18 protein-coding genes and 1 tRNA gene are annotated in these 23,964 nt (G+C 66.0%); 12 read left to right on the top strand and 7 right to left on the bottom strand.

Annotated elements, in window-relative coordinates:
- The first annotated feature begins 884 nt into the window (after positions 1-884).
- The 3 genes from HNR51_RS14405 to HNR51_RS14395 all read left to right on the top strand — a co-directional run bounded on the left by HNR51_RS14405 (position 885) and on the right by HNR51_RS14395 (position 9,037).
- Positions 885-1,022 (top strand): hypothetical protein, encoded by a 138-nt coding sequence (locus HNR51_RS14405; protein WP_182555347.1) that lies wholly within the window; start codon positions 885-887, stop codon positions 1,020-1,022.
- Positions 1,023-1,139: 117 nt separating this feature from the next.
- A complete protein-coding gene (locus HNR51_RS14400; protein ID WP_182555346.1) occupies positions 1,140-6,953 on the top strand; it encodes a HAMP domain-containing protein in 5,814 nt (1,937 codons plus the stop codon).
- Complete coding sequence (locus HNR51_RS14395) at positions 6,950-9,037, top strand: response regulator (protein WP_182555345.1); 2,088 nt, start codon at positions 6,950-6,952, stop codon at positions 9,035-9,037. Before HNR51_RS14400 ends, HNR51_RS14395 begins: the two co-directional genes overlap by 4 nt.
- Before the next feature lie 481 nt (positions 9,038-9,518).
- Here HNR51_RS14395 and HNR51_RS14390 read toward each other — a convergent pair whose 3' ends face one another.
- Positions 9,519-10,250, bottom strand: coding sequence for an SDR family NAD(P)-dependent oxidoreductase (locus HNR51_RS14390; protein ID WP_182555344.1), 732 nt, complete (start codon positions 10,248-10,250; stop codon positions 9,519-9,521).
- A gap of 82 nt (positions 10,251-10,332) precedes the next feature.
- Between HNR51_RS14390 and HNR51_RS14385 the strand changes: the two genes are divergently transcribed.
- Positions 10,333-10,725, top strand: coding sequence for a winged helix-turn-helix transcriptional regulator (locus HNR51_RS14385; RefSeq protein ID WP_182555343.1), 393 nt, complete (start codon positions 10,333-10,335; stop codon positions 10,723-10,725).
- A 200-nt stretch (positions 10,726-10,925) separates the two neighbouring features.
- Here the strand turns inward: HNR51_RS14385 and HNR51_RS14380 are convergent, their stop codons facing one another.
- Positions 10,926-11,831: a helix-turn-helix transcriptional regulator gene (locus HNR51_RS14380; protein ID WP_182555342.1), complete on the bottom strand. Its 906-nt coding sequence runs from the start codon at positions 11,829-11,831 to the stop codon at positions 10,926-10,928.
- Positions 11,832-11,926: 95 nt separating this feature from the next.
- Between HNR51_RS14380 and HNR51_RS14375 the strand changes: the two genes are divergently transcribed.
- Positions 11,927-12,679 carry an SDR family oxidoreductase gene (locus tag HNR51_RS14375; RefSeq protein WP_182555341.1) on the top strand — a complete coding sequence of 251 codons (753 nt, stop codon included), beginning with the start codon at positions 11,927-11,929 and terminating at the stop codon, positions 12,677-12,679.
- A gap of 35 nt (positions 12,680-12,714) precedes the next feature.
- On the opposite strand, the gene HNR51_RS14370 is transcribed toward HNR51_RS14375, so the two are convergent.
- Together HNR51_RS14370 and HNR51_RS14365 are read right to left on the bottom strand one after the other, a co-directional pair.
- Positions 12,715-13,371, bottom strand: a complete 657-nt coding sequence (locus tag HNR51_RS14370) for an NAD(P)-dependent oxidoreductase (RefSeq protein ID WP_182555340.1) — start codon at positions 13,369-13,371, stop codon at positions 12,715-12,717.
- A 227-nt stretch (positions 13,372-13,598) separates the two neighbouring features.
- Positions 13,599-14,489, bottom strand: a complete 891-nt coding sequence (locus HNR51_RS14365; protein WP_182555339.1) for a LysR family transcriptional regulator — start codon at positions 14,487-14,489, stop codon at positions 13,599-13,601.
- Positions 14,490-14,591: 102 nt separating this feature from the next.
- Between HNR51_RS14365 and HNR51_RS14360 the strand changes: the two genes are divergently transcribed.
- Both HNR51_RS14360 and HNR51_RS14355 read left to right on the top strand, forming a co-directional pair.
- The gene (locus HNR51_RS14360; protein WP_182555338.1) at positions 14,592-15,458 is read left to right on the top strand and encodes an SDR family oxidoreductase; all 867 of its coding nucleotides are present in this window, start codon (positions 14,592-14,594) and stop codon (positions 15,456-15,458) included.
- A gap of 41 nt (positions 15,459-15,499) precedes the next feature.
- Positions 15,500-15,973 carry an SRPBCC family protein gene (locus tag HNR51_RS14355; protein WP_182555337.1) on the top strand — a complete coding sequence of 158 codons (474 nt, stop codon included), beginning with the start codon at positions 15,500-15,502 and terminating at the stop codon, positions 15,971-15,973.
- 316 nt (positions 15,974-16,289) lie between these two features.
- Here the strand turns inward: HNR51_RS14355 and HNR51_RS14350 are convergent, their stop codons facing one another.
- Positions 16,290-17,402: an aldo/keto reductase gene (locus HNR51_RS14350; protein ID WP_182555336.1), complete on the bottom strand. Its 1,113-nt coding sequence runs from the start codon at positions 17,400-17,402 to the stop codon at positions 16,290-16,292.
- Between the two features lie 95 nt (positions 17,403-17,497).
- On the opposite strand from HNR51_RS14350, the gene HNR51_RS14345 reads away from it, so the two are divergent.
- The 3 genes from HNR51_RS14345 (at position 17,498) to HNR51_RS14340 (ending at position 20,788) form a co-directional block, all read left to right on the top strand.
- Positions 17,498-18,400, top strand: coding sequence for a LysR family transcriptional regulator (locus HNR51_RS14345; protein ID WP_182555335.1), 903 nt, complete (start codon positions 17,498-17,500; stop codon positions 18,398-18,400).
- Positions 18,401-18,638: 238 nt separating this feature from the next.
- Positions 18,639-18,854: a hypothetical protein gene (locus HNR51_RS27010; protein ID WP_373325223.1), complete on the top strand. Its 216-nt coding sequence runs from the start codon at positions 18,639-18,641 to the stop codon at positions 18,852-18,854.
- Entirely contained in the window at positions 18,773-20,788 is a 2,016-nt protein-coding gene (locus HNR51_RS14340) for a hypothetical protein (RefSeq protein WP_182555334.1), read from the top strand. The genes HNR51_RS27010 and HNR51_RS14340 overlap by 82 nt, the downstream gene beginning before the upstream one ends.
- A gap of 97 nt (positions 20,789-20,885) precedes the next feature.
- On the opposite strand, the gene HNR51_RS14335 is transcribed toward HNR51_RS14340, so the two are convergent.
- A complete protein-coding gene (locus tag HNR51_RS14335; protein WP_182555374.1) occupies positions 20,886-21,074 on the bottom strand; it encodes a hypothetical protein in 189 nt (62 codons plus the stop codon).
- Between the two features lie 146 nt (positions 21,075-21,220).
- Positions 21,221-21,295: transfer RNA gene (locus HNR51_RS14330), tRNA-Gln, on the bottom strand.
- Positions 21,296-21,479: 184 nt separating this feature from the next.
- On the opposite strand from HNR51_RS14330, the gene HNR51_RS14325 reads away from it, so the two are divergent.
- Positions 21,480-22,229 (top strand): SDR family oxidoreductase, encoded by a 750-nt coding sequence (locus HNR51_RS14325; RefSeq protein ID WP_210280012.1) that lies wholly within the window; start codon positions 21,480-21,482, stop codon positions 22,227-22,229.
- A gap of 104 nt (positions 22,230-22,333) precedes the next feature.
- Complete coding sequence (locus HNR51_RS14320; RefSeq protein ID WP_182555333.1) at positions 22,334-23,956, top strand: peptide chain release factor 3; 1,623 nt, start codon at positions 22,334-22,336, stop codon at positions 23,954-23,956.
- Positions 23,957-23,964: the final 8 nt, after the last annotated feature.

Genomic DNA, 23,964 nt, shown 5'->3' with positions numbered 1-23,964 from the left:
GATCTGCTCTTCGCTGAATCGCTCTTCTTCATCGTCCGTCTCCTGCTCGACGGACCCTAGCTTCAGAATGAGGGCAGACCAGGGGGCAAGGTCACGGCGTGTGAAGAGCCGCTGGAGCCGCCAGCCAAGCGGGCCAATCGCAGGAGCTTCGATCATGCACCGGCCCTCACATCCGCGTGAGGGAACGAATTGATACGTCCGCCGACGACTGTGCCGACTCTTGTGCCGGCGTCGTCCGACGTCTGTTCTTTTCTGTCCGAGAAGTCCGAGCCGCTAAGTGCCGGTTTCCCTAGGGAGAGTTGGCTGAAGCGCCAGGATTCTCAGCCAAAACCGAAGGGGTACGACATCAAGGGGTTAGAACCTCGATCACCCGTCTTAAGCGGCATCGGACCTGAGGAATGGACCATCAGAGTGGACCTTGGTCAACGCTGCGTTTGAAGCATTCCACAACCGGCAAGGACTAGTGGTAGGTCCACATAGCGCCAATTTCGTTGAAAAACGCAGAGGCAGTGCCTTGAGCATCGCTCAAGGCAGGGCGCTGCAGAATTTTTGTCCCTATCCTGTAGCGCAATCCCCGCGACAGCGGCACCTTCTGTATGAGGCGGAAGTAAAACTTTCTACGACAAGCGCAGCTTTCGGTGCCGCTTCGGGCCGGTCCCGAGTTTTTCAACAAAATCCGCCATCAGCGGACCTTCGCCTGCGACTGGCAGATAGTCCGCTGCTGATACAAGATCGATCCTTGATGCACGGAATGCCTATTTCTCCAACGGCAACATAGGTTGCTGCAGGGCAGTATCGGATACATTAGCCGGACAGGCTTTCCCGGACAGGCTCATACCCATCATCTGAACCTCCCAGCCAGCAAGGCCATAACAGACTCTAGCTTGCTGGCCGTCACAGCAGAGCGCGCCGCGAAACGAAAAAATAACGATCTGCGCCGCGACAACCGTGCCGATTCTCAGCCGGCAGCCACGTATCAGAAAGAGCAAATTGCTGGGCCGTTCCGCGGACCGAAGGATTGAGCAAATATTTGCGTTGCGACCTATTGCCGTTCTTCCTCGCCAGTGGTTTCTCACAGCCGCCGACGATCCAAACAATGCCTCGCTGGGCTGTATCATCTACCCTAAGGGTGTACCCGAATGACGCCGACTACGTTGCAGTTGGAGCCGAAGCTCCTCCTGAAGAGCCTGCGTGCGTTTCGGAAGGGTGACTTCTCGACTCGGCTGCCGCTGGATTTGACGGGCATCGAGGGGGAGATCGCGCAAGCGTTCAACGACATCGTCGAACTCAACCAAGGGCTCGCTCGTGAACTCGATAGGGTTGCCCGCGCGGTCGGCAAGGACGGGCGCATCGGCGAGCGCGGAAAGCTTCCGACCGCGACCGGTGGGTGGAACGATTGCGTCGAGTCGGTCAACACGATGATCGGCGACCTGGTTCAGCCCACCACCGAGGTGGCGCGCGTCATCGGGGCCGTCGCCAAGGGCGACCTCGGCCAGACCATGCAGATCGAGATCGAGGGTCGCCCCCTGCGCGGCGAGTTCCTTCGGATCGGCAAGGTCGTCAACACGATGGTGGACCAGCTGAACTCCTTCGCCTCGGAGGTGACGCGCGTCGCCCGCGAGGTCGGCTCGGAGGGCAAGCTCGGCGGACAGGCGCAGGTCAAGGGTGTCGGCGGAACCTGGAAGGACCTGACCGACAACGTGAACCTGATGGCGGCCAACCTCACGGGCCAAGTGCGCAACATCGCCGAAGTCACCACCGCGGTGGCCAACGGCGACTTGTCCAAGAAGATCACCGTCGACGTGAAGGGAGAGATCCTCGACCTGAAATCGACCATCAACACGATGGTGGACCAGCTCAATTCCTTCGCTTCGGAGGTGACCCGCGTCGCCAAGGAGGTGGGATCGGAGGGCAAGCTTGGCGGACAGGCGCAGGTCAAGGGCGTCGGCGGCGTCTGGAAGGACCTGACCGACAACGTCAACATGATGGCGGAGAACCTCACCGGGCAGGTTCGCAACATCGCCGAGGTCACGACCGCGGTCGCGCGGGGTGATCTCTCCAAGAAGATTACCGTCGATGTGAAGGGCGAGATTCTTGCCTTGAAGCTGACCATCAACACGATGGTGGACCAGCTGAACTCCTTTGCCTCGGAGGTGACGCGCGTCGCCCGCGAGGTCGGCACGGAAGGCAAGCTCGGCGGACAGGCCCAGGTCGAGGGCGTGGGCGGGACCTGGAAGGACCTGACCGACAACGTCAACATGATGGCGGCCAACCTGACGGGTCAGGTGCGTAACATCGCCGAAGTCACCACCGCGGTGGCCAATGGCGATCTCTCCAAGAAGATCACCGTCGACGTGCGCGGCGAGATCCTGGAGCTCAAGAACACCATCAACACGATGGTGGACCAGCTGAACTCGTTCGCCTCTGAGGTGACGCGCGTCGCCCGCGAGGTCGGCTCGGAAGGCAAGCTCGGCGGGCAGGCGCAGGTTCGTGGTGTCGCCGGAACCTGGGCCGACCTCACCGACAACGTGAACCTGATGGCCGCAAACTTGACGGGGCAGGTGCGCAACATTGCCGACGTGACCACGGCGGTCGCTAACGGCGATCTCTCCAAGAAGATCACTGTCGACGTGCGCGGCGAGATCCTGGAACTCAAGAACACCATCAACACGATGGTGGACCAACTGAACTCCTTCGCCTCCGAGGTGACCCGCGTCGCGAAGGAAGTGGGTTCGGAAGGCAAGCTCGGCGGTCAAGCCCGCGTCGAAGGCGTGGCCGGCACCTGGGCCGACCTCACCGACAACGTGAACCTGATGGCGGCCAACCTCACGGGGCAGGTGCGCAACATCGCCGACGTGACGACGGCGGTCGCCAACGGTGATCTGTCCAAAAAAATCACGGTCGACGTGAAGGGCGAGATCCTGGAGCTCAAGTCGACCATCAACACGATGGTGGACCAGCTCAATTCCTTCGCCTCGGAGGTGACCCGCGTCGCCCGCGAGGTCGGCACGGAGGGCAAGCTCGGCGGACAGGCGCAGGTCAAAGGCGTTGGCGGCGTCTGGAAGGGCCTGACCGACAACGTGAACATGATGGCGGCCAACCTCACCGGTCAGGTGCGCAACATCGCCGAAGTGACGACGGCGGTCGCAAACGGCGACCTGTCCAAGAAGATCACGGTGGCCGTTGAAGGTGAAATTTTGGAGCTCAAATCGACCATCAACACGATGGTGGACCAGCTGAACTCCTTCGCCTCGGAGGTGGTCCGCGTCGCGCGCGAGGTGGGTATCGAAGGCAAGCTCGGCGGCCAAGCGCAAGTGCGCGGCGTCGGCGGAACCTGGAAGGACCTGACCGACAACGTCAACATGATGGCGGCCAACCTCACGGGTCAGGTGCGCAACATCGCCGACGTGACGACGGCGGTCGCCAACGGCGATCTGTCCAAAAAAATCACGGTCGACGTGAAGGGCGAGATCTTGGAGCTCAAGTCGACCATCAACACGATGGTGGACCAGCTGAACTCCTTCGCCTCGGAGGTGACCCGCGTGGCCCGTGAGGTCGGTTCGGAGGGCAAGCTCGGTGGCCAAGCGCAGGTCCGTGGTGTCGGCGGCACCTGGAAAGATCTGACCGACAACGTGAACATGATGGCGGCCAACCTCACCGGTCAGGTGCGCGGCATCGCGGACGTCGTCACGGCGGTGGCACAGGGCGACCTCAAGCGGAAACTTTCGGTCGACGCCAAGGGCGAGATCGCGGCGCTGGCTGACACCGTCAACGAGATGATCGAGACGCTCGCCACCTTTGCCGACCAGGTGACCAACGTGGCGCGCGAGGTGGGCGTCGAAGGCAAGCTGGGCGGCCAGGCGCGGGTGCCGGGCGCGGCGGGTCTCTGGCGTGATCTGACGGACAACGTGAACCAGCTCGCGGCGAATCTTACGACCCAGGTGCGCGCCATCGCCGAGGTGGCGACCGCCGTGACGAAGGGGGACCTCGCGCGCTCGATCTCGGTCGAGGCCTCCGGCGAGGTCGCCTCGCTGAAGGACAACATCAACGAGATGATCCGCAATCTGCGGGACACGACGCTCAAGAACGCCGAGCAGGATTGGCTAAAGACCAACCTCGCCAAGTTCACCCGCATGCTGCAGGGCGAGCGCGACCTTGCCACGGTCTCGAACCTGATCCTGTCCGAGATTGCATCGCTCGTGAACGCGCAGCGCGGCGTGTTTTACATGGTGGAGGACGAGGGCGGAGAGCCGGTTCTCGACCTGATGGCGAGTTACGCCTTCACGGAGCGCAAGAACCTCTCGAACCGCTACCGCCTGCGCCAGGGCCTCGTCGGCCAATGCGCCTTCGAGAAGAAGCGCATCCTCCTCACCCACGTGCCCGGCGACTATATCACCATCGGCTCGGCTCTCGGCGAGGCGCCGCCCCTCAACATCATCGTGCTGCCCGTCCTCTTCGAGCAGGACGTCCGAGCGGTCATCGAGTTGGCGTCGTTCAACCGCTTCAGCGAGACCCACCAGTCATTCCTCGATCAGCTGACCGAGTCGATCGGGATCGTGCTCAACACGATCGCTGCCAACATGAGGACGGAAGGCCTCCTGAAGCAGTCGCAGCTCCTGACCGGCGAGTTGCAAAGCCGCCAGGAGGAGCTGAAGAAGACGAATGATCGCCTGGAGCTGCAGGCCGCCTCGCTGCAGCAATCCGAGGATCTCCTGAAGAGCCAGCGGGAGCGGCTGCAGCAGACCAACGAAGAGCTGGAGGAGAAGGCGCGGCTTCTTGAGATCCAGAAGCGTGAAGTCGAGGGCAAGAACCGCGAGGTCTCGATCGCCAAGACGGCGCTGGAGGAGAAGGCCGAGCAGCTGAGCCTGACCTCGCGCTACAAGTCGCAGTTTTTGGCCAATATGAGCCACGAGCTGCGCACGCCGCTCAACAGTCTGCTGATTCTCTCCAAACTTCTATCCGAGAATCGCGACGGGAACCTCACCGACAAACAGCGGGAGTTCGCCAAGACGATCAACGCGGCCGGGACCGACCTCCTGTCACTCATCAACGACATCCTCGATCTCTCCAAGATCGAGTCGGGCACGGTTTCGCTTGAGATCGGCGACGTCACACTGCAGGACATCGGTGAGAACCTCAACAGGACCTTCCGACAGCTCGCCGAGGAGCGCCACCTCGCCTTTGTCATCGAGGTCGATCCGGGCCTGCCGCGCTCCCTGCGGACGGATTCGAAGCGCCTGCAGCAGGTCCTGCGCAACCTTCTCTCCAACGCCTTCAAGTTCACTGAGAAGGGGAGCGTATCCCTCAGGATCGGTTCGGCAGAGGGCTCGCCCCTGCGTGCCGGGACCCAATGGATCGCCATGTCCGTCACCGATACCGGGATCGGCATCGCCGAGGACAAGCAGCGGATCATCTTCGAGGCGTTCCAGCAGGCTGATGGGACCACGAGCCGCAAGTACGGCGGCACGGGCCTCGGCCTCGCGATCAGCCGCGAGATCGCGCGCCTGCTGGGCGGCGAGATCGTGGTCGAGAGCCGCGTCGGTACGGGCAGCACCTTCACGCTGTTCTTGCCCTTCGAACCGCCCGCGCAGGTGCTCACCGGACGCGCTGCGGAGGCATCGGACGGATACGCGCCGTCGGCGTTGATCGGCCGCCAGCCGAACGCCGCCATGGCGCTCTCGTCCTCCGCGGACGACCGCCACGCGATCCACCCGGGCGACCACATCGTGCTCATCGTGGAGGACGATGCCATGTTCGCCTCGGTGCTTCTGGAACTCGCGCGCGAGCGTGGCTTCAAGGGTTTGATCGCGCAGGACGGGGCCGGCGCGCTGAGCCTCGCGCACCGCTTCAAGCCGCACGCCATCACCCTCGACATCGGCCTGCCCGACATGGACGGCTGGGCGCTGCTCGACCTCCTGAAGAACGATCCCCGCACCCGGCACATCCCGATCCATGTGATCTCAGTCAACGACGAGAAGAAGCGCGGCCTTCGCGCGGGCGCATTCGGGTTTCTGGAGAAGCCGGTCGAGCGCGAGGGATTGATGCGCGCCTTGGAGCGCTCCAAGGAGTTCATCACGCGGCCCGTGCGCAACCTCCTGCTCGTCGAAGACGACGAGAACCAGCGCGCCAGCATCACAGCGCTCCTGAGCGAAGAGGACGTCAAGATCTTCGGGGTCGGCACGGCCTCCGCCGCTTTGGAAGCCCTGACAGGCGGCCGGTTCGACTGCGCGATCATCGATCTCGGCCTGCCCGATATCAGCGGTTCCGAGCTGATCGAGCAGATCCGCGCCTCCCAGGACGGGGAGGAGTTGCCAATCATTGTGTATACGGGTCGGGAGCTGACGGCCGCCGAGGAGCAGCAGCTGAGGCACACCGCCTCAACGATTATCCTCAAGGACACGCGCTCGTCCGAGCGTCTTCTCGACGAGACTGCGCTGTTCCTGCACCGCGCTATCAATCGTCTTCCAGTCGAGGAGCAGATCCTTGTCGAGCGGAAGGACGCGGTGTCGCTTCAGGGCTGCCGGGTCATCCTGGTCGATGACGATCTGCGCAACATCTTCTCGCTCACAAGCGCCCTCGAGCAGCACGGACTGGAAGTCTTGTTTGCCGAGAACGGGCAGGACGGCATCGCCCTCCTCAAGTCCAACCCGAACGTCGATGCGATGCTGGTCGATATCATGATGCCCGGGATGGACGGCTACGAGACGATGCGCGCGATCCGGGCTGAGTCCGCCTTCCAAAGCCTGCCGCTCGTCGCGGTCACCGCGAAGGCCATGAAGGGCGACCGCGAGAAGTGCCTCGAGGCGGGCGCGTCTGATTACGTCTCAAAGCCGATCGACCTGGATCAGCTCCTCGCGGTGCTGCGGGTGCAGTTGGCCCGGCGTGGCGAGGTCGCACATGGCGCCGCGCCCATGCTCGGAGACGCGACGACTCTCGATCGGCAACCACAATGAAGGACGGGCTGAGTCTCCTTCCAACCCGGACCGGCAGCTCCGCCGAGGAGCTGAGCGCTCGCCTTGAGCTCAATCCGGTTCGGGCCAAGATCCTGATCGTCGATGATGATCAGCGCAATCTCCTCGCCGCCTCCGAGGTCCTCGCCGATCCGGCGATCGACCTCGTGCTGGCGAACTCGCCGGAAGAAGCCCTGAGGCAGGCGCTCCGGGAGGATTTCGCCCTGATCCTGCTCGACGTGCAGATGCCGCGCATGGACGGCTACGAGGTCGCCTCCTTGATCCGAAGCCGCTCGCGCACGTCCCGTGTCCCGATCCTGTTCCTCACGGCTCACAACAAGGAGGACATCCACATCTTCCGCGGATACTCCGCCGGAGCGGTGGACTACGTGTTCAAGCCGATCCAACCACTCGTTCTCAAATCGAAGGTCGATGTCTTCGTCGACCTATACCTGAAGACCGCGGAGATCCAGCGCAAGGCGGAGGCCGAGAAGCAGCTGCTCCTGGAAAACCTGCGCGTACGTGGCGAGAAGCTTGCAGCTGAGCAGGCTCTGCGCCGGCGAGAGGAACATCAGGCCGCTGTCCTGCGCGGCCTGCCCATTGCTCTTTACACCTCGCCGTTCAGTGGAGACGATCGACGACTTCAATTCACGAATGACAGCATTGAGCGCATCACCGGCTTCTCGCGCGAGGCCTTTGCTGACTCAAACCTCTGGGGAAGACAGCTTGAACCGGATGACAGCGACAGGATCTCTGCGGAGTTGAGCACGGTCTTGGAAGCTGGCGCGGTAACTCTCGAATATCGATGGCGCAACGCAGACGGCAGGGAGCGGCACATCCTCGATCAGATCGTGATCAACGGTCATGAAAACGGAACGCCAGTCGAACTGTTTGGGATGTGGTTCGACGTAACAGAGCGCAAGGAGCTTGAACTCAGCTTGCAGCATGCCTCAAAGCTTGAAGCGGTTGGCCGTCTGACAGGCGGAATCGCGCACGACTTCAACAACATGCTGAGCATTGTGATCGGCAACCTTGACTTGGTGAAGAGCTCGTTGCTGGGCAACGAGAAAGCGCTCCGCCGCGTCGAGAGCGCCATTGAGGGAGCCCACCGCTGCGCTGAACTTACCAGCCGACTGCTGGCCTTCTCCCGGCGCTCTCCTCTCCAGCCGAGAGCGCTGGACTTCACGAGCTTCATACCTGGCCTGATCAAGCTCCTGGAACGCACTCTTGGGGAGCGGATTGCGATCTCCGCCGACCTTGAGGATGGACTGCCGGAAGTCTGCGTGGATCACGCTCAGTTCGAGGCCGCTCTCATCAACCTCGCTGTGAATGCGCGGGACGCGATGCCGGACGGGGGAGCTTTGGGCATTCGCATCAAGCGTCATGAGGCGGTCGCGCAGGAGGGGTCCGAGCAAGTGCACTCAGTAGAGATCACGGTCACCGACTCGGGCACAGGGATGTCTCCAGCGGTCCTCGCCCGTGTATTCGAACCCTTCTTTACGACAAAAGAGGCCGGTAAAGGCACCGGGCTTGGTCTGAGCATGGTCTATGGTTTCGTACAGCAGAGCGGTGGCACGATCGCCGTTGACAGCAATCCGGACCAAGGCACCCGGTTCGTTATCACGTTGCCGGGCATTGCCGGGCAGAGTTTTTCGTCTAACGAACTCGATCCAGGGGACGCCCCTGGAGCGCTGAACCCGATGAATGGTGCAGGGAGAGGCGTGCTCGTCGTCGAGGACGACGCTGATGTTCGCTCCACCGTAATATCGACTTTCGAAGCGCTCGAATTCACGGTATTCAGTGCGCAGGACGTCGACGAGGCCCTCCGGCTCCTGCAAGCAGAGGCGAATATTGTCCTCGTCTTCAGCGACGTGAATATGCCCGGCACGATGAGCGGCATTGAGCTTGGTCACATCATCCGCCAGCGATGGCCAGACATGCCAATCTTATTGTCTTCTGGCTACCTTCGGGAAGATCAGGACACGAACGGATTCTCATTGCTGCAGAAGCCGTATCGCGCGGCTGAATTGATCGAAGTTCTTCGTAGTCTGCTCAGCAATGCCTATGAGACGATATTACTCGAATAAGAAGTGGAAATGTACTTCTTCCTGGTGCCGCCCGACCCGACGAGCGTAATGCCGTGACCGACCGGCTTTGAGCCGTGCTGATTGAGCGGATCGGCCAGGACTGAAGGATTCGGACATAGAGCGAGGTCAGCAAGGCGCCGATTTCGTTGAAAACGCAGAGGCAGCGCCTTGAGCATCGCTCAAGGCAGGGCGCTGCAGAGTTTTTGCCTCTATCCTGTAGTGCGACCCCGCGACAGCGGCGCCTTCTGTATGATGCGGAAGTAGAACTTTCTACGACAAGCGCAGCTTTCGGTGCCGCTTCGGGCCGGTCCCGAGTTTTCGACAAAATCCACCATCAGTGGACCTTCAATTGCAACCACGCGAATGCCCGCTTAGAGCCCGATGGCTGCCATTGAGGTGAAATGATCGCTCCGGCGGCCACAGCATCCTCCGCTTCGGGCAAACCGGCCGAAGCGGACACGCTGAAACTGCTATTCAGAAACTATACCTGTCGCATCCCGCCATCGACGCACAGTTCGGCACCTGCGACGAAGCTCGCCTCGTCGCTTAGGAGGAACAGCGTGGCCGCCGCCACCTCCTCGGGACGCGCCATGCGGCCCAGTGGGATCGGCGCGATTAGTGCGGCCCGCCCCTCCTCAGGCACGCTCGCCATCATGGCGGTGTCGGTTGGGCCGGGGGCCACCACGTTCACACGGATACCCTGCGGGGCCAGTTCCGCTGTCCACGTGCGCGCATAGGAGCGCAGTGCCGCTTTCGTCGCACAGTAAGTCCCGTAGGGCGTGAGGCCTGCGGCATCGGCGATTGATCCCATCAGCACGACCGACCCACCCCGCCCCATCGCGCTCAGCGCCGCCTGCAACCCGAAGACGGCCCCACGGACGTTGACTGCAAAGTGCCGGTCGAAATGCTCGGGCGTCGAGGCGCGCAGGGTTGCCGGTTCCGAGATGCCCGCGTTGAGGACCAGCGCGTCGATCCGGCCATGCGTCTCCCGCACCGTCTCCACGACCCGGTGCAAATCTTCCCGTAGGGCTGCGTCGGCGACGAGACCTCGTGCACCGCGCCCGATCCTTGCAGCGGCGGCCTCGACATCGTCGGCGCGCCGCCCGGTGAGCACGACCGAAGCGCCCTCGATCGCCAGTCGCTCGGCGACCGCAAGGCCGATGCCCTTTGCTCCGCCGACCACGAGAGCAACCTTGTCCACCATGCGAGCCATTTCGGAATCCCTTCATCTGCGAGGGCGCAGGGGATACACAACGTATATCTGCTATCAAGAACGCACTTAGAGTAGCCTAGATATGGCCGACGATACCGATCTCGATGCTGCGTCCGAGTGCGCGCTCGCCAACATGGCGCGGGTGCGCCCTGTGCTGGACAAGATCGCCGACAAGTGGACGATCCTGATCCTCACGGTGCTCTGCCCGCGGCCGTCACGTTTCAATGCGATCAAGCGGCGGCTCGATGGCATCACGCATAAGGCGCTGGCGGACGCGCTGAAGCGGTTGGAGCGCAACGGTCTGGTGACCCGGACGGTGCTGCCGACCGCACCAATCGGTGTCGAGTACGCGATCACCCCGCTTGGCCACTCGCTGCGCCAACCCTTCGAGGCGCTCTGCGCATGGGCACTGACCAACGGAGCGGCGATTGAGGCGGCCAACCACGAGCATGACTGCTCCAAACCGAAGCCGTGAGGAAGCGCGCCGTGTCGGGCAACGCTTCGAACGCCACGGTGACGTGAAGGCAGGCCTTGAGGAACGCCTGCATCTGTTCGGAGATACCTCGGATCGAGACACCGGCGAGGTCTGCTGAAATCGTGTTGCGCTCGCAGCCAGACACTGGAAAGGCGCAGTAGGCCTCGTTGATGGCCCCAGCACCTGCCGTTGTGCGCTGGTCAAGCCGATTGACTGTGCTCCCGCGCATACGCCGCCGGCGGCAAGCCCACATGGCGGGAAAACGCCACGCTGAACGTGCTCGCGGAGCCGTAACCCACTCGCATGGCCACCTCGGCGATGCCGCCGCCCTCGCGCCGGAGAAGGTCCTTCGCCAGGGCCATTCGCCAAGCAAGGAGATACTCCATCGGCGCGACACCGACTGCGCGCCTGAAGCGCTCGAAAAACACGGAGCGCGAGAGCCCCGCCTCCTGCGCCAGCCCTGCAACGGTCCAGGCGGCGGTCGGCATCTCGTGCATCCTGCGCAAGGCCACACCCAAGCGTTCGTCGCCGAGTCCCCGCAGGAGGCCCGGTGACAGCGCGGGGCCGCCCATAGAGCGCAGCGCCTCGATCAGCATGACCTCCAGAAGCCGCTCCAAGATGAGGTCCCGCGCGGGCCTGCGCCGACGCGCCTCTTCGCCGACGAGGTACATGAGGGAGGCCAGCCTGGTCTCGCCTCGGACGTGGACGAGGCTGGGCAGGAGCGACACCAGCAAGCCTGCGTCGGGCGAGCCGAAGGTGCAGTAGCCCACGAGCATGCGGACGTCCGCCGGGCCGTCCTGCCGCCCGACCCGGAACTCGCCGGGCTCCACCTCGACCGGCATCGTCTCGGAGCCTTCGGTCGGGGGCGTGAGGCTCGACATATCGAACGCGTCCGCAGCCGGTACAAGGAGGAAGTCCCCCTGCTCCAGGACTACCGGATCGCGGTCCCGGATCGTCAGGCGGCATGAGCCCTCCAGCGCGGCGCAGTAGAACGGACGACCGTGCTCCACCCGGCGAACGCGCCAGGGACCCGAGGCGCTCACGGATTTGGAGAACGCGGCTCTGGGACGGAGCAGGGTGACGACGTCGGCGAGCGGATCGGACATTTCCGGACTGTCGCTAATGAGATCAGGACGCACAATTGTAGATCGTCCCGCTGACCGGATCTATCCATCGCTGGTCACAACCTGACGGAGCCGACATGCAAACCGTCCTGATCACTGGATGCTCGTCCGGGTTCGGTCTTGAGATCGCCCGCCTTTTCCTCGACCGGGGCTGGAACGTGGTAGCCACCATGCGTACGCCGCGCGCGGTGGACCTGCCCGCCTCCGACCGCCTGCGCGTCCTCGCCCTCGATGTCACCGATGCGACGAGCATCCAGCGGGCGGTCGACAGCGCCGGACCCATCGACGTCCTGGTCAACAACGCCGGCATCGGCTGGCTTAACGCCCTCGAAGGCACGCCCATGGACGTCGTACGCGAGGTCTTCGAGACGAACACGTTCGGTACGATGGCCATGACCCAGGCGGTGCTGCCACAGTTCCGGGAGCGCCGGGCCGGCGTCGTCGTGAACGTGACCTCCAGCGTCACGCAGAAGCCGCTGCACCTGCTCTCCGTCTACACGGCGAGCAAGGCCGCCGTGAACGCTTTCACGGAGTCCCTGGCCCTGGAGTTGGAGCCGTTCGGCGTGCGGGTGCGCCTGGTCATCCCCGGGCGGGCGCCTGAAACCGCGTTTGGCCAAACCGCACGGGCTCGCATGACGACGGGCTTCCCCGAACCCTACGCTGGCCTGGTGCAGGAGGTGTTCGCGGCTTGGCAGCAGCAGCCCCCGGACGAGGTGACGCGTTCCGTCGACGTGGCGGAGGCGGTCTGGCGCGCCGCGACCGACCCGGCCTGCCCGATGCGCCTGCCCGCCGGAGCCGACGCCGTGGCGCTGGCCGGCCAGGGCGCCTGACCGGCACTCCCCGACCCACCGAAATGGGCCGGCGCTCACCACGTGATTAGGGGCGTCCGGCCGATCCAGGCGTCGGTCTCGACTTGGTCGAGAACGAAGCGTGCGACGTCCTCCCGGGCGATACTCCCGCCATGGAAGCCGGCGAGGTCGACGAGCGCGCGGACCGCGCCGCGGCCGGGCTTGTTGCTCAGGACGGTGGGACGGACGAGAACCCAGTCGAGGCCGCTCTGCCTCACGATGTCCTCCTGGCGGTCCTTGTCGGCGTAGACATGGCGCAGGAGCAGCGGGAGGATCAGCCTGTCGAAGGCGAAGCCGCCATGCCCCCGGCTGTCGCCGGCGCCGATCCCGGTGACCGCGACCAGGCGCGCGACGCCTTCGTCCCTCATGGCGCCGACCAGGGTCCGGGTGGCCTCGGACAGGAGCGTCACCTCCCTGAACGGGCTTGCCGGCGTGCCGAGCGCGCTCACCACCGCGTCCCGCCCCCTCAGCGCCTCGCGCAGCACCTTCGGGTCACGGGCGTCGCCCACCACCAGCTTGGCGCCGGGAAGGCTTTTCGCCTTCCCGGGCGAGCGCACCAGCGCCGTCACGTCGTAGCCGCGCGCCAGGCTTTGGGCGACGATGAGCCGGCCTGTCCCGCCGGTGGCGCCGAGGACCAGGATCTTCGGTCGGGGTTCGCTCGATACGGTTTGCATGGCTGCCTCCGGGAAGCTGGCTGCTTCTCACGTGGCCAAAGCTAGCGGTCCGCGAATGGGCGAATAGTTGTACAATATAGACGTACCGTTCCGCATGCGAGACGGCTGGCGCACCTTGGCTGCCAACCTCGAAAAGCTTCGCGCGCTGGTAAGGGAGCACGAGCCGCTGATCGAGGACGCCCGCCGCACCTTCGACGACGCGCAGGCTTCGGGGCGCCGGCCCGTACTCACGTGCCGATGTAAGACGCCAACTCGTCCGGCGTGCCCTGCGGGAACGCCTGCTTCAGGTGGTCGAGGAAGGCCGAGACGCGGGCGCTGAGGAGCCGGCGGGACGGGTAGAGCGTCCAGAGTGCGATCTCGGGCCCCTCGACGTCGCCCCAGTGGGCCAGCCTGCCCGCGGCGATGTCGTGGCTCACGAGCGAGACGGGCAGGCAGGCCGCCCCGACGCCGGCCCGGACCGCGTCGCGCACCATGATCATCGACGACAGCCTGAGGACGGGCTCGAACGGGATGCGCGGTCTCCCGTCCGGCACCTTCACCTTCCAGGTATCTCCACCGCTCGAACCGCGCACCACCGCCGGAACCGGCCGGTTGCCCTGAGGCTGCCCGAGGGCTGGACTGGCCACGACGACCAGCCTGTCGCGCAGGAAGACGCGGCCGACCAGGCTTTCGTCGGTCTCCGGGTTGACCCGGATCACGACGTCGTAGCCCTCCTCGACCATGTCGACGGCCCGGTCATCCGTCGTGACCTCCAGCCGGACCTCCGGGTGCTTCACGGCGAACTCGGCCGCGAGCTTTCCCATGGCCACCTGTGAGAACAGGAGCGGCGCGCTCACCCGCAGCCGGCCGCGCGGATTCGCGCCGCCCGAGGCGATGGCTGCCGCGGTCTCGTCGAGCTCGGCCAGCAGCATCCCCGTCCGTTCGTGGAGGGCCCGCCCCTCCTCGGTGAGCGTCAGCGTGCGGGCGCCGCGTTCGAACAGGCGGAGTGCAAGCGCGCCCTCCAGTTCCGAGACCCGGCGCGACAGCGTCGCCTTCGGGCGTCCGGCCGCCCGAGCGGCGCGCCCGAACCCGCCATGGCGGGCAACGAGGTTGAAATCGGCGAGGGCGAGAAGGTCCATGCGTTCCACCAGCGAGACGGACCGTCCAGATATAGCGTCTATTGGTAAGAACGTGGATCGCTAATTTCCGGCCTGTCAACAGCAGCAACCCGGAGAAACCCCATGACCATCCTCGTCACCGGCGCCACCGGCACCATCGGCCGCCATGTCGTCGACAATCTCGCGAAGCGCGGCGCCGACCTGCGTGCCCTCGTCCGCGATCCGGCCAAGGCGGGACTTCCGGCCGGCGTGGCCCTGGCGCAGGGCGACCTGCTCGACGTCGACGCCCTTCGCGGCGCCTTCCAGGGCGTCTCCACACTCTTCCTGCTCAACGCCGTGGTGCCCGACGAATTCACCCAGGCGCTGATTGCTCTCAACGTCGCCCGGGAAGCCGGGATCAAGCGGGTCGTCTACCTGTCGGTGATCCACAGCGACGTCTACGTGAACGTGCCCCACTTCGGGGGCAAGTTCGGCGTCGAGCGGATGATCGAGGCGATGGGCTTCGAGGCCACGATCCTGCGCCCCGCCTACTTCATGAGCAACGAGATGACGGTCAAGGACGTCGTCCTGCAGCACGGCGTCTACCCCATGCCCATCGGCGCCAGGGGTTTGGCCATGGTCGACGCGCGCGACCTCGGCGAGGTCGCCGCCCTCGAACTCATCCGCCGGGAGCGGGCCGACGGGCCGCTTCCCCTGGACCGGATCAACGTCGTCGGGCCCGAGACGCTGACGGGCAAGGGCGTGGCCGCGATCTGGTCGGAGGTGCTGGGCCGCCCCGTCGCCTATGGCGGCGACGACAGCGCCGGGTTCGAGCGGAACCTCCGGCAGTTCATGCCGGTCTGGATGGCCTACGACATGCGCCTGATGGCCGAGCGCTTCCTGACCGACGGCATGGTCCCGGAGGCCGGCGACGTCGAGCGCCTGACCTCGCTCCTGGGCCGCCCGCTGCGCACCTACCGCGCGCTCGCCGCCGAGATCGCGACCGCCTGACGCCCAAGCGTCACTCAACCTCCATCGGAAGGACCATCGTCATGATCTACTCGACCGCAACCGTCCCGGTGAACCCGGACGGGGAGGCTCCCCTGACCCGCACGCAGGCCTGGGCGGGCCTCGTCCTCAAGGCCCGCGACGCGCGCCAGTTCCTGCCGCCGGGGCTCTGCAGTCGGTGCGACGTCGTGGAGGAAAGCGCCACCCACCTCGTGCGCGAGGCCACCATCGGGGGTGTCGACCTGCGCGAGATCATCGCCTTCGAGCCCGGGGCCAAGGTGACCTTCTTCCAGGCCACCGGCCCGCGGGAAGGGGCCATCGTCAACGAGCTGTTCGAGGACGAGGAGGGCGCGCTGCAGCTTCAGTTCTACTGCTACCTCGGCCTGCGCGGGAAGGAATCGGGCGGTCCCGAGGAGCAGGCCGAGCAGGCGCAGTTCGACGGCAGCAAGGGCTACAAGGCCGCGCTGCTGTCGACGCTGAAGCGTACCCGCGAGCTGCTCGCCGAGGGCGCGCTTTAAGGTCGCCGAGGCGGGGCCGCCAGGTGCTTGGGGCGGATACCGGCCGGCCTCAGTCGGATGCCGACCGGTAGGACCGCAGTTCGTCGATGATGGAGCGGCGAGACGGACGCCAACCGAGTTCGCGCTCCGCCTTCTCCCCGGAGATGACCTGATCGCACGCTATGGCGTCGGCGAACACCCAGGAGCCCGAAAGCGGATTGCATCGAATCCACCCGTTCCGGTCGTACATCACTGCCTCGCCAGCCAGCCCGCAAGTGGAGGTTCCCAGCTTCTGCAAAGGGTGGGTGCTCCCGCTCCCTCCGGAATGGCGGGGACGTCAGGACGCCGGAGAGCCCCGCCAAGCCTCGACTGCCTGTCCCCCGAAGATGGTCGGCATCGGCAGGTCGAAGATGAAGTAGGGGTTGAGGCTCGGCGGTCGCCCCGCCGCATCCAGGCGGCCCTGCTGCTCGGGGGACAGTGTGATGTCGAGTGCGCCGATGTTCTGAACGAGCTGCTCCGGGCGGCTCGCGCCCACGAGGACCGACGAGACGCCGGGCCGACGTGCGACCCAGGCGAGCGCGACCTGTGCCATCGGCCGGCCGTTCTCCCGCGCCACGGCCCGCAGCACGTCCACCACCGCGAAGTTGGCCTCCGTGAACAGCATGCCGCCGAATGGGTTGTCGCCGTTCAGCCGCCCGTCGCTGCCGCCGGCAGCCGCGTCGCCCGCGCGGTCCGGGAGCGACCCCGCCGGCCCGGCTTCGGCGAGCTTGTCGCGCCCGTACTTGCCTGTGAGCAGGCCCGCCGCCAGGGGGCTCCACGGCACCAGTCCCATGCCGAGCGCCCGGCCGGCGGGCAGCACGTCGAGTTCCACCCCGCGGTCGACCAGCGAGTAGGCGTATTGCAGGCCGACCGGCTCCGGCAGGCCGTGGGCGCGCGCCAGGGTGGCGATCTGCGCCGCGTACCACGCCGGCGCGTTCGAGAACCCATAGTAGAGGATGTCGCCGCGCGTGACGGCATCGGTCAGGGCGCGCAGCACCTCCTCGGGTGGCGTGGTCCGGTCCCAGACATGCGTCCAGTAGAGGTCGATCCAGCCGGTCTTGAGGCGGCGCAGCGAGCCTTCCAAGCCCGTGCGGATGTTGCGGGCGCTGTTGCCGCCCGCGAGCGGCGTGCCCTGCGCGCGGGAAAAGCCGGACTTCGTCGCGATGACGAGACGGTCGCGCAGCCCGCGCTCCGCGACCATGTCGCCGAGCATCGTCTCGCTCCTGCCACCCGAATAGACGTCCGCCGTGTCAATGAAGTTGCCGCCCGCCTCGACATAGCGGTCGAGGATCGCGCCCGCGGCCGCCACGTCGCAGCCCCAACGGCCCGCGCCGAAGGTCATAGTGCCGAGAGCGAGCGGACTCACCGCCAAGCCCGAGCGCCCCAAGGTCCGATACTGCGTCAGGTCCATCGTCGCGCCTTTCTGTTGAAGGGTGAGAGATAATCCGCGACTGGCACCGCGATTAGCGACAATGAACGGGAAGGGCTTATGAGCATGGCTCAGGAATGAGACGCGGCACACTCGACGATTTGGCGGCCTTCGCGGCGGTGGCGCGCCATCGCAGCTTCACCCGGGCGGCGGCCGAGATGGGACTGTCGGCCTCCGCCCTCAGCCACACCGTGCGGGCACTGGAGGAGCGGTACGGTGTGCGGCTCCTCGCTCGCACTACGCGTAGCGTCGCCCCGACCCCTGCCGGCGAGCGGCTGCTGCGCTCCGTCGCCCCCGCCCTCGATGAGGTTGCCCGGGGCCTCGACGCGCTGGCCGACTGGCGGGGCGAGCCGTCGGGCAGCTTGCGCCTGACGACGTTCCCCTATGCTGCGCGGACCATCCTCGAACCGAGGCTGCCCCGCTTCCTCATCGACCACCCGGCCGTCTCGGTGGAGGTGATCGTCGACGACCGGCTGACCGACATCGTGGCGGCGGGCTTCGACGCCGGCATCCGGTTCGGCGAAACGGTCGAGCGGGACATGGTCGCGGTGCGCGTCGGGCCCGACCTGCGCACGGTGGTGGTCGGGACCCCGGACTACTTCGCGCGCCACCCGCGACCGGACACGCCGGCCGACTTGGAGGCGCATCGCTGCGTGAACTACCGCCTGGTCGGCGGAGGTGGCTTGCTGCCGTGGGAGTTCGCCCGCGACGGCCGGGAGGTTCGGGTCCGCGCCAGCGGGCAGTTGATCGCGAACGACGGGAACCTCGCGGCGGCCGCCGTCAGGGCCGCGGCCGGGCTCGGCTACATGCTGGAGGACGAGGTCGCCGACGACATCGCGGCCGGCCGGCTGGTTCAGGTACTCGATTCTTGGTGCCCACCGTTCCCTGGCTGCCACCTCTACTACCCGGACCGGCAAGTTAGCCCGGCGATGCGAAGCCTGATCGAGGCCCTTCGCTGGCGAGACGGGGCGACCCGATAAGGCCGCCTCGCCTCACGGGCACTCAGGCGCCGCGCCAGTCGCGAGCGACCTCCGCCGAGAAATGGCGGTATGTCTCGGCGACGGCAGTACACGCGCGATGAGAGCCCATGGGTGCCCGAAGGAACCTCACGCGACTGAAGGACCGAATGGGCTTGTCCGACTTGAACGGTCCTGCGGGCACCAGGAACCTCGCACGTTCTTCGGATGAGCGCGACGGGGTCGCTAATGTGCCCGTACGCTGTCCCGATCGTGGGCCGACCTGCACACGAGCCTCGCCGAACACGGCGTCGCCTACGCTGCAAAGGGTTCGGGCGCGGTGTTCATCGTGAACGGGATCGTGCTGAAGGCCTCGACCTGCCGCGCTATCGGGTGGTGGCCGAGCGCAATCGCTCGCCGCTGTCACCTGATCAGGACGGACGGCATCGGCTGGCTCCCGACCGGCTGGTGCAACTGACGCCGCGACCGATGGCCGGGATTGCCGCCGGTTGGTCGGCGCTGGAGCAGGCGGCCGGGCGGGACAGTGCCATTTATCTGACGCCGTTCTCAGACGAGCGGCATCACATCGTGCTCTCGGGGGCACGTCTGGAGAATGTCGGCCGATTGCAGGCGGCGGGCTTTGCCCCCGCCCTGGTGCTCGACAGACCCGACGGGCGCCACGAGGTCGTGCTCACCGCACCGAAGGGGGCAATGTCCCGCGACTACCTCGGCGAGGCTGGCAGCGCACTCTCGAAGCGATGCGGCGACCTGACCGAGGGCTATCGCAAGGCTCGCGAGGAGGCGCGGAAGCTCGCTCAGCAGCACGGCGACACCGAGAACGCGGCCAGCGGCGCGGGCGCGGGCCTGAACAAGGCCGCCGACGGCGCGAAGAAGGCCGCAGATGCCGCCAAGCAGGCCAAGGAGGAGTTCGAGAAGCTCAAGAGCGCGGCCGAGGACGCCTTCAAGAAGCTCTTCCCCGAGGACGCCCTGCGCAAGAAGGGTGAGGAGTTGCAAGGCCTGCTCGATAAATACCGAGACAAGCTGGCCGCGGTCGATCCGCGCTACGTCACGGTCATCGAGACGCAGATCAAGCTGAACCTCGATGGCAAGGAGTTGGAGGGGGTCAAAGCGAAGACAGACGACCTCTCGAAGGAGATGTCCTGCGCCTTCTCAGGCGTGTTCGACGAGATGTTTTCGGCGGGCAACAAGGGCTTCAATGGTCTGTTTTCGAGCTTTACCAAGAGCCTCAGCCGCGTCGGCTCTCGCATGCTGGAGACGACCTTTCTGACCCCGCTCCTCAGCGGCAAGGAAGGCGGCGCATCAGGCGGAATCGGCGGCATGCTCGACGGTTTCGGGAAGCTGTTCGACACCGGCGGGATTGAGAAGGCCGTCAACAAGGGCTCGCAGGGCGGCATCTTCGACGCTTTCAGCACGTGGCTGAAGCCGGCGCATGGCGCGGACGGCAAGGCAGCGGGAGGCTTCGCCACCTCCAAGCTCGGCTCCGGACTTATGTCGGCCGGCGTCGGTGCCTCCATCGGCTATCAGAGCCAAAGCCCCCTCATGGGAGCGATCGGCGGCGCCGCGTCCGGCTTTGCCATGGGCGGCCCGGTCGGCGGGTTCATCGGTGGCGCGGCCGGCCTGCTCGGCGGCATCTTCGGCAAGTCCCAGGCGAAGAAGGAAGCCGAGAAGCGGATCAAGGAGCAGTTGGAGGCCTACAAGGAGGCTTACCGGCAGGCGCAGCCCGAGATCGAGAAGCTCCGCGCGACGTTCCGGGACGAGTCCATCGGCAATGTCGGCATGTCGATCGATGCCGCCGTCCAGCAGGCCTATCAGGCTAACGTCACCGCCTCGAAGGCCGGCGATCAGGCGACCGTCGACAAGATCATACAGGAGTTCGTGCAGTACGCGGACCGCCTGCGCTGGCAGTTCATCCGCGCGTTCGAGGGCACGCTGACGGAGGTCGGTAAAGGCCTCGGCACGAACGGCCCCTTCGCCCAGGCCGCTGCAGCGGCGACGACGCTGGGCGAGAGCCTGAAGGCGTTCGTCGCCGACGCGATGAAGCTGCCCGAGGCTGAGAGCAAAGCCGCGCGCGCCCGCGCTGCGGCGCAGGAGGCGGCGCTGGCCAGTCTCGACCTGCCCCCGACGCTGTCCGAGACGCAGCAGCGCTTGAGCCAGATCCGAGGCACCGCCGCCGGGCTGACGCAGGTTCTGATCGACCTCGGGATGTCGGCGGAGAGCGCGGCCACGGCCAAGGCGCTGCTCGACACGTCAGGCGACGTGGATGCTGCGGCCAGCTTTGAATATCTCGACAACGAGACTCAGCGAGACCGCATGTATGACGCGTGGGAGAGCGGCAGGCGGAAACTTGAGGCGATGCTGGCAAAGCGCCAGTCGCGCCGGAGGACCGCGTGATGGCCCGGTGCAAGCACAGGCGTCAGAAGATATTGGAGACAGTTCGATGTGGGCGCGAGGCCGTTCGCGACGGCTACTGTGCGCGCCACCATCCCGATTACGTGCCTCCTGCCATCCGACAGGCCGAGGCGGAAATCGCCCTATCAACCCCAAATGACGAAGCGGGCTTCGTGCCAGCTTCTCCGGTCTCGGCCCGGCGGTAGGCATCGACGGCCGCAATCACCTGCTCGTCGGTGACGGCCTTGGCCTTGAAAAGTTCGCCGACGGTGGGATTCGAATCAGCCATGCGACAGCCTACCGCGTCAGCCGCGGATCAGCGCGGCGACATACCCGCGCGAGACTGTGCCGACTCTTGTGCAGCGCTCTGACACCGTTTGTTCCGGTGTGTCCGATATGTCGGGGCCGCTTAATCGCTGATTGGCTTAGAGAAATTGGCTGGGGCGCCAGGATTCGAACCTGGGAATGGCGGTACCAAAAACCGCTGCCTTACCACTTGGCGACGCCCCATCGGCTTAAAGCCGCCGGTTCTCTAGACGGGCCGAACGGGGCTGGCAACTGGGTTGGGCGCCTCCGTCTTGAACCGGTCAGCGTTTTCGAAAGGATGGCCCGGGCGCCTGCGGGTTGGGGGCCGGCGCTTCCCCTGCACGGGAACGGGGCCGGGCCTGAGGTCGAGGCCGGGGGAGGGAGCAGGATGGCGATGGCGGATCGGGTGGCGGTGGTGACCGGGGCGGGATCCGGCATCGGGCGGGCGGTGGCGCTCGGGTTGGCGGGGGCTGGGTGGCAGCTGGTACTCGCCGGAAGGCGAGGGGAGGCGCTGGAGCGGGTCGCCGCGGAACTGCCGGCTGCGTCGTTATGCGTGCCGACCGACGTGTCCGATCCGCGCGCCGTCGAGACCCTGTTTGCCGCGGTCGGGGCGCGCTTCGGGCGGATCGACCTGCTGTTCAACAATGCCGGGATCTTCACCCCCGCGGCCACGGTGGACGAGATCCCGGTCGAGGATTGGCTCGCCAGCGTCAACGTCAATCTCACCGGCGCCTTCCTCTGCACCCGCGCCGCCTTCGGGATGATGCGCCGGCAGTCGCCCCGGGGCGGACGGATCATCAACAACGGCTCGATTGCGGCCCACGCGCCACGGCCGATGTCGGCGCCCTACAGCGCCACCAAGCACGCCATCACCGGGCTGACCCGGGCGACCGCGCTGGACGGGCGGCCCTTCGACATCGCCTGCGGCCAGATCGATGTCGGCAATGCCGAGACCGAGATGACGCAGAGCTTCGGGCAGGGGGCGCGGCAGGCCGACGGTTCGATCCGGCCCGAACCGTACATGGAGGCGGTGCATGTCGCCGAGGCCGTCGTCTACATGGCCGGGTTGCCGCTCTCGGCCAACGTGCTGTTCATGACCGTCATGGCCACGGGCATGCCCTTCGTCGGGCGAGGGTAGAGGAGCAGCTTTGCGTCGGCCGCGCGGAACGCGTAGAGAGCGGATCACCGCCCGGCCCCCTTCGAGACGAGCGGCCGCCCGCGACGGGGCGGCCGATATCCGCCATGCTGATGCAGACCGATCCCAAACCCGCCGACCCGAAATCCGCCGATCCGGTCGCGCGGCGGCGCACCTTTGCCATCATCTCGCACCCGGACGCGGGCAAGACGACGCTGACGGAAAAGCTGCTGCTGTTCGGCGGCGCCATCCAGCTCGCGGGTGAGGTCAAGGCCAAGCGCAACCGGGTCTCCACCCGTTCCGACTGGATGGGCATCGAGAAGGAGCGCGGCATCTCGGTCGTCACCTCGGTGATGACGTTCGAGTACGGCGATTGCGTCTTCAACCTGCTCGACACGCCGGGCCACGAGGACTTCTCCGAAGACACCTATCGCACCCTGACGGCCGTCGACTCGGCCGTGATGGTGATCGATGCGGCCAAGGGTATCGAGGCCAGAACGCGAAAACTGTTCGAGGTGTGCCGCCTGCGGGACATCCCGATCGTCACCTTCGTGAACAAGCTCGACCGCGAGGCGCGCGATCCGTTCGAGACGCTCGACGAGATCGAGAAGACGCTCGCCCTCGACGTGGCGCCGATCACCTGGCCGATCGGGCTCGGCCGCAACTTCGCCGGCACCTACGAACTCGGCGGCAACCGGGTGCGCCGGCTCGATGCGGCCGACGATGCCGGCACGATCCCCGTTGCGGGGTTCAACGATCCGCTGTTCGACGAATTGCTGACCGAGAACGGTGCGGCCGATGCGTGGCGCGAGGAGGTGGAGCTGGCCGAGGGCGGGCTCAAGACCTTCGATCTCGCCGCCTTCCGCGAGGGCCACCTGACGCCGGTCTTCTTCGGCTCGGCGCTGCGGAATTTCGGGGTGCGCGACCTCATCGACGGGCTCGCCCGCTTCGCCCCGCCCCCGCGCGGCCAGGAGGCGGACAAGCGCGCGGTCGAGCCGACCGAGCCGAAGATGACGGGCTTCGTGTTCAAGATCCAGGCGAACATGGACCCCAACCACCGCGACCGCATCGCCTTCATGCGGGTCTGCTCAGGGATGCTCCGGCGCGGCATGAAGGCCAAGCTGGTGCGCACGGGCAAGCCGATGTCGCTCTCGGCGCCGCAATTCTTCTTCGCCCAGGATCGGGCCATCGCCGACGAGGCCTATGCCGGCGACGTCGTGGGCATTCCCAACCACGGGACGCTGCGCATCGGCGACACCCTCACCGAGGGCGAGGAGATCGTCTTCCGCGGCGTGCCGAGCTTCGCCCCCGAGATCATGCGGCGGATCAAGCTCACCGACGCGATGAAGGCCAAGAAGCTGAAGGAGGCTCTCCAGCAGATGGGTGAGGAGGGCGTGGTGCAGGTCTTCATCCCGCAGGACGGCTCGCCCGCCCTCGTCGGGGTCGTCGGCGCGCTCCAGCTCGACGTGCTGAAGGAACGGCTTCAGGCGGAGTACGGCCTGCCGATCGACTTCGAGACGAGCCGGTTCTCCGTCTGCCGCTGGATCGAGTCGGAGTCGGAGGCCGAGATCGACAAGTTCGTCAACGCTCACGGCTCGGCCATGGCGAGCGACCTCGACGGCGCGCCGGTCTTCATGGCCACCACCGCCTTCTCGCTGCGCTACGAGGAGGAGCGCTGGGAGAAGATCCGGTTCACGGACGTGAAGGACTATCAGAAGCGGGCGGCGTGAGCGGAACG

This window comes from Methylorubrum thiocyanatum, from assembly GCA_014138645.1.
Classification (GTDB): Bacteria; Pseudomonadota; Alphaproteobacteria; order Rhizobiales; family Beijerinckiaceae; genus Methylobacterium; species Methylobacterium thiocyanatum.
Note: the sequence above shows the minus strand (reverse complement) of the source record. Positions and strands in the feature narration are given on the sequence as shown.

Excerpts from the sequence above, each read along its gene's own strand:
- HNR51_RS14370 (WP_182555340.1), bottom strand. The coding sequence starts at position 13,371 with ATGCAAACCGTATCGAGCGAACCCCGACCGAAGATCCTGGTCCTCGGC.
- HNR51_RS14380 (WP_182555342.1), bottom strand. The coding sequence starts at position 11,831 with ATGTCCGATCCGCTCGCCGACGTCGTCACCCTGCTCCGTCCCAGAGCC.
- HNR51_RS14385 (WP_182555343.1), top strand. The coding sequence starts at position 10,333 with ATGGCCGACGATACCGATCTCGATGCTGCGTCCGAGTGCGCGCTCGCC.
- HNR51_RS14350 (WP_182555336.1), bottom strand. The coding sequence starts at position 17,402 with ATGGACCTGACGCAGTATCGGACCTTGGGGCGCTCGGGCTTGGCGGTG.
- HNR51_RS14325 (WP_210280012.1), top strand. The coding sequence starts at position 21,480 with ATGGCGATGGCGGATCGGGTGGCGGTGGTGACCGGGGCGGGATCCGGC.
- HNR51_RS14320 (WP_182555333.1), top strand. The coding sequence starts at position 22,334 with ATGCTGATGCAGACCGATCCCAAACCCGCCGACCCGAAATCCGCCGAT.
- HNR51_RS14365 (WP_182555339.1), bottom strand. The coding sequence starts at position 14,489 with ATGGACCTTCTCGCCCTCGCCGATTTCAACCTCGTTGCCCGCCATGGC.
- HNR51_RS14345 (WP_182555335.1), top strand. The coding sequence starts at position 17,498 with ATGAGACGCGGCACACTCGACGATTTGGCGGCCTTCGCGGCGGTGGCG.
- HNR51_RS14400 (WP_182555346.1), top strand. The coding sequence starts at position 1,140 with ATGACGCCGACTACGTTGCAGTTGGAGCCGAAGCTCCTCCTGAAGAGC.
- HNR51_RS14375 (WP_182555341.1), top strand. The coding sequence starts at position 11,927 with ATGCAAACCGTCCTGATCACTGGATGCTCGTCCGGGTTCGGTCTTGAG.
- HNR51_RS14360 (WP_182555338.1), top strand. The coding sequence starts at position 14,592 with ATGACCATCCTCGTCACCGGCGCCACCGGCACCATCGGCCGCCATGTC.
- HNR51_RS14335 (WP_182555374.1), bottom strand. The coding sequence starts at position 21,074 with ATGGCTGATTCGAATCCCACCGTCGGCGAACTTTTCAAGGCCAAGGCC.
- HNR51_RS14390 (WP_182555344.1), bottom strand. The coding sequence starts at position 10,250 with ATGGCTCGCATGGTGGACAAGGTTGCTCTCGTGGTCGGCGGAGCAAAG.
- HNR51_RS14395 (WP_182555345.1), top strand. The coding sequence starts at position 6,950 with ATGAAGGACGGGCTGAGTCTCCTTCCAACCCGGACCGGCAGCTCCGCC.
- HNR51_RS14355 (WP_182555337.1), top strand. The coding sequence starts at position 15,500 with ATGATCTACTCGACCGCAACCGTCCCGGTGAACCCGGACGGGGAGGCT.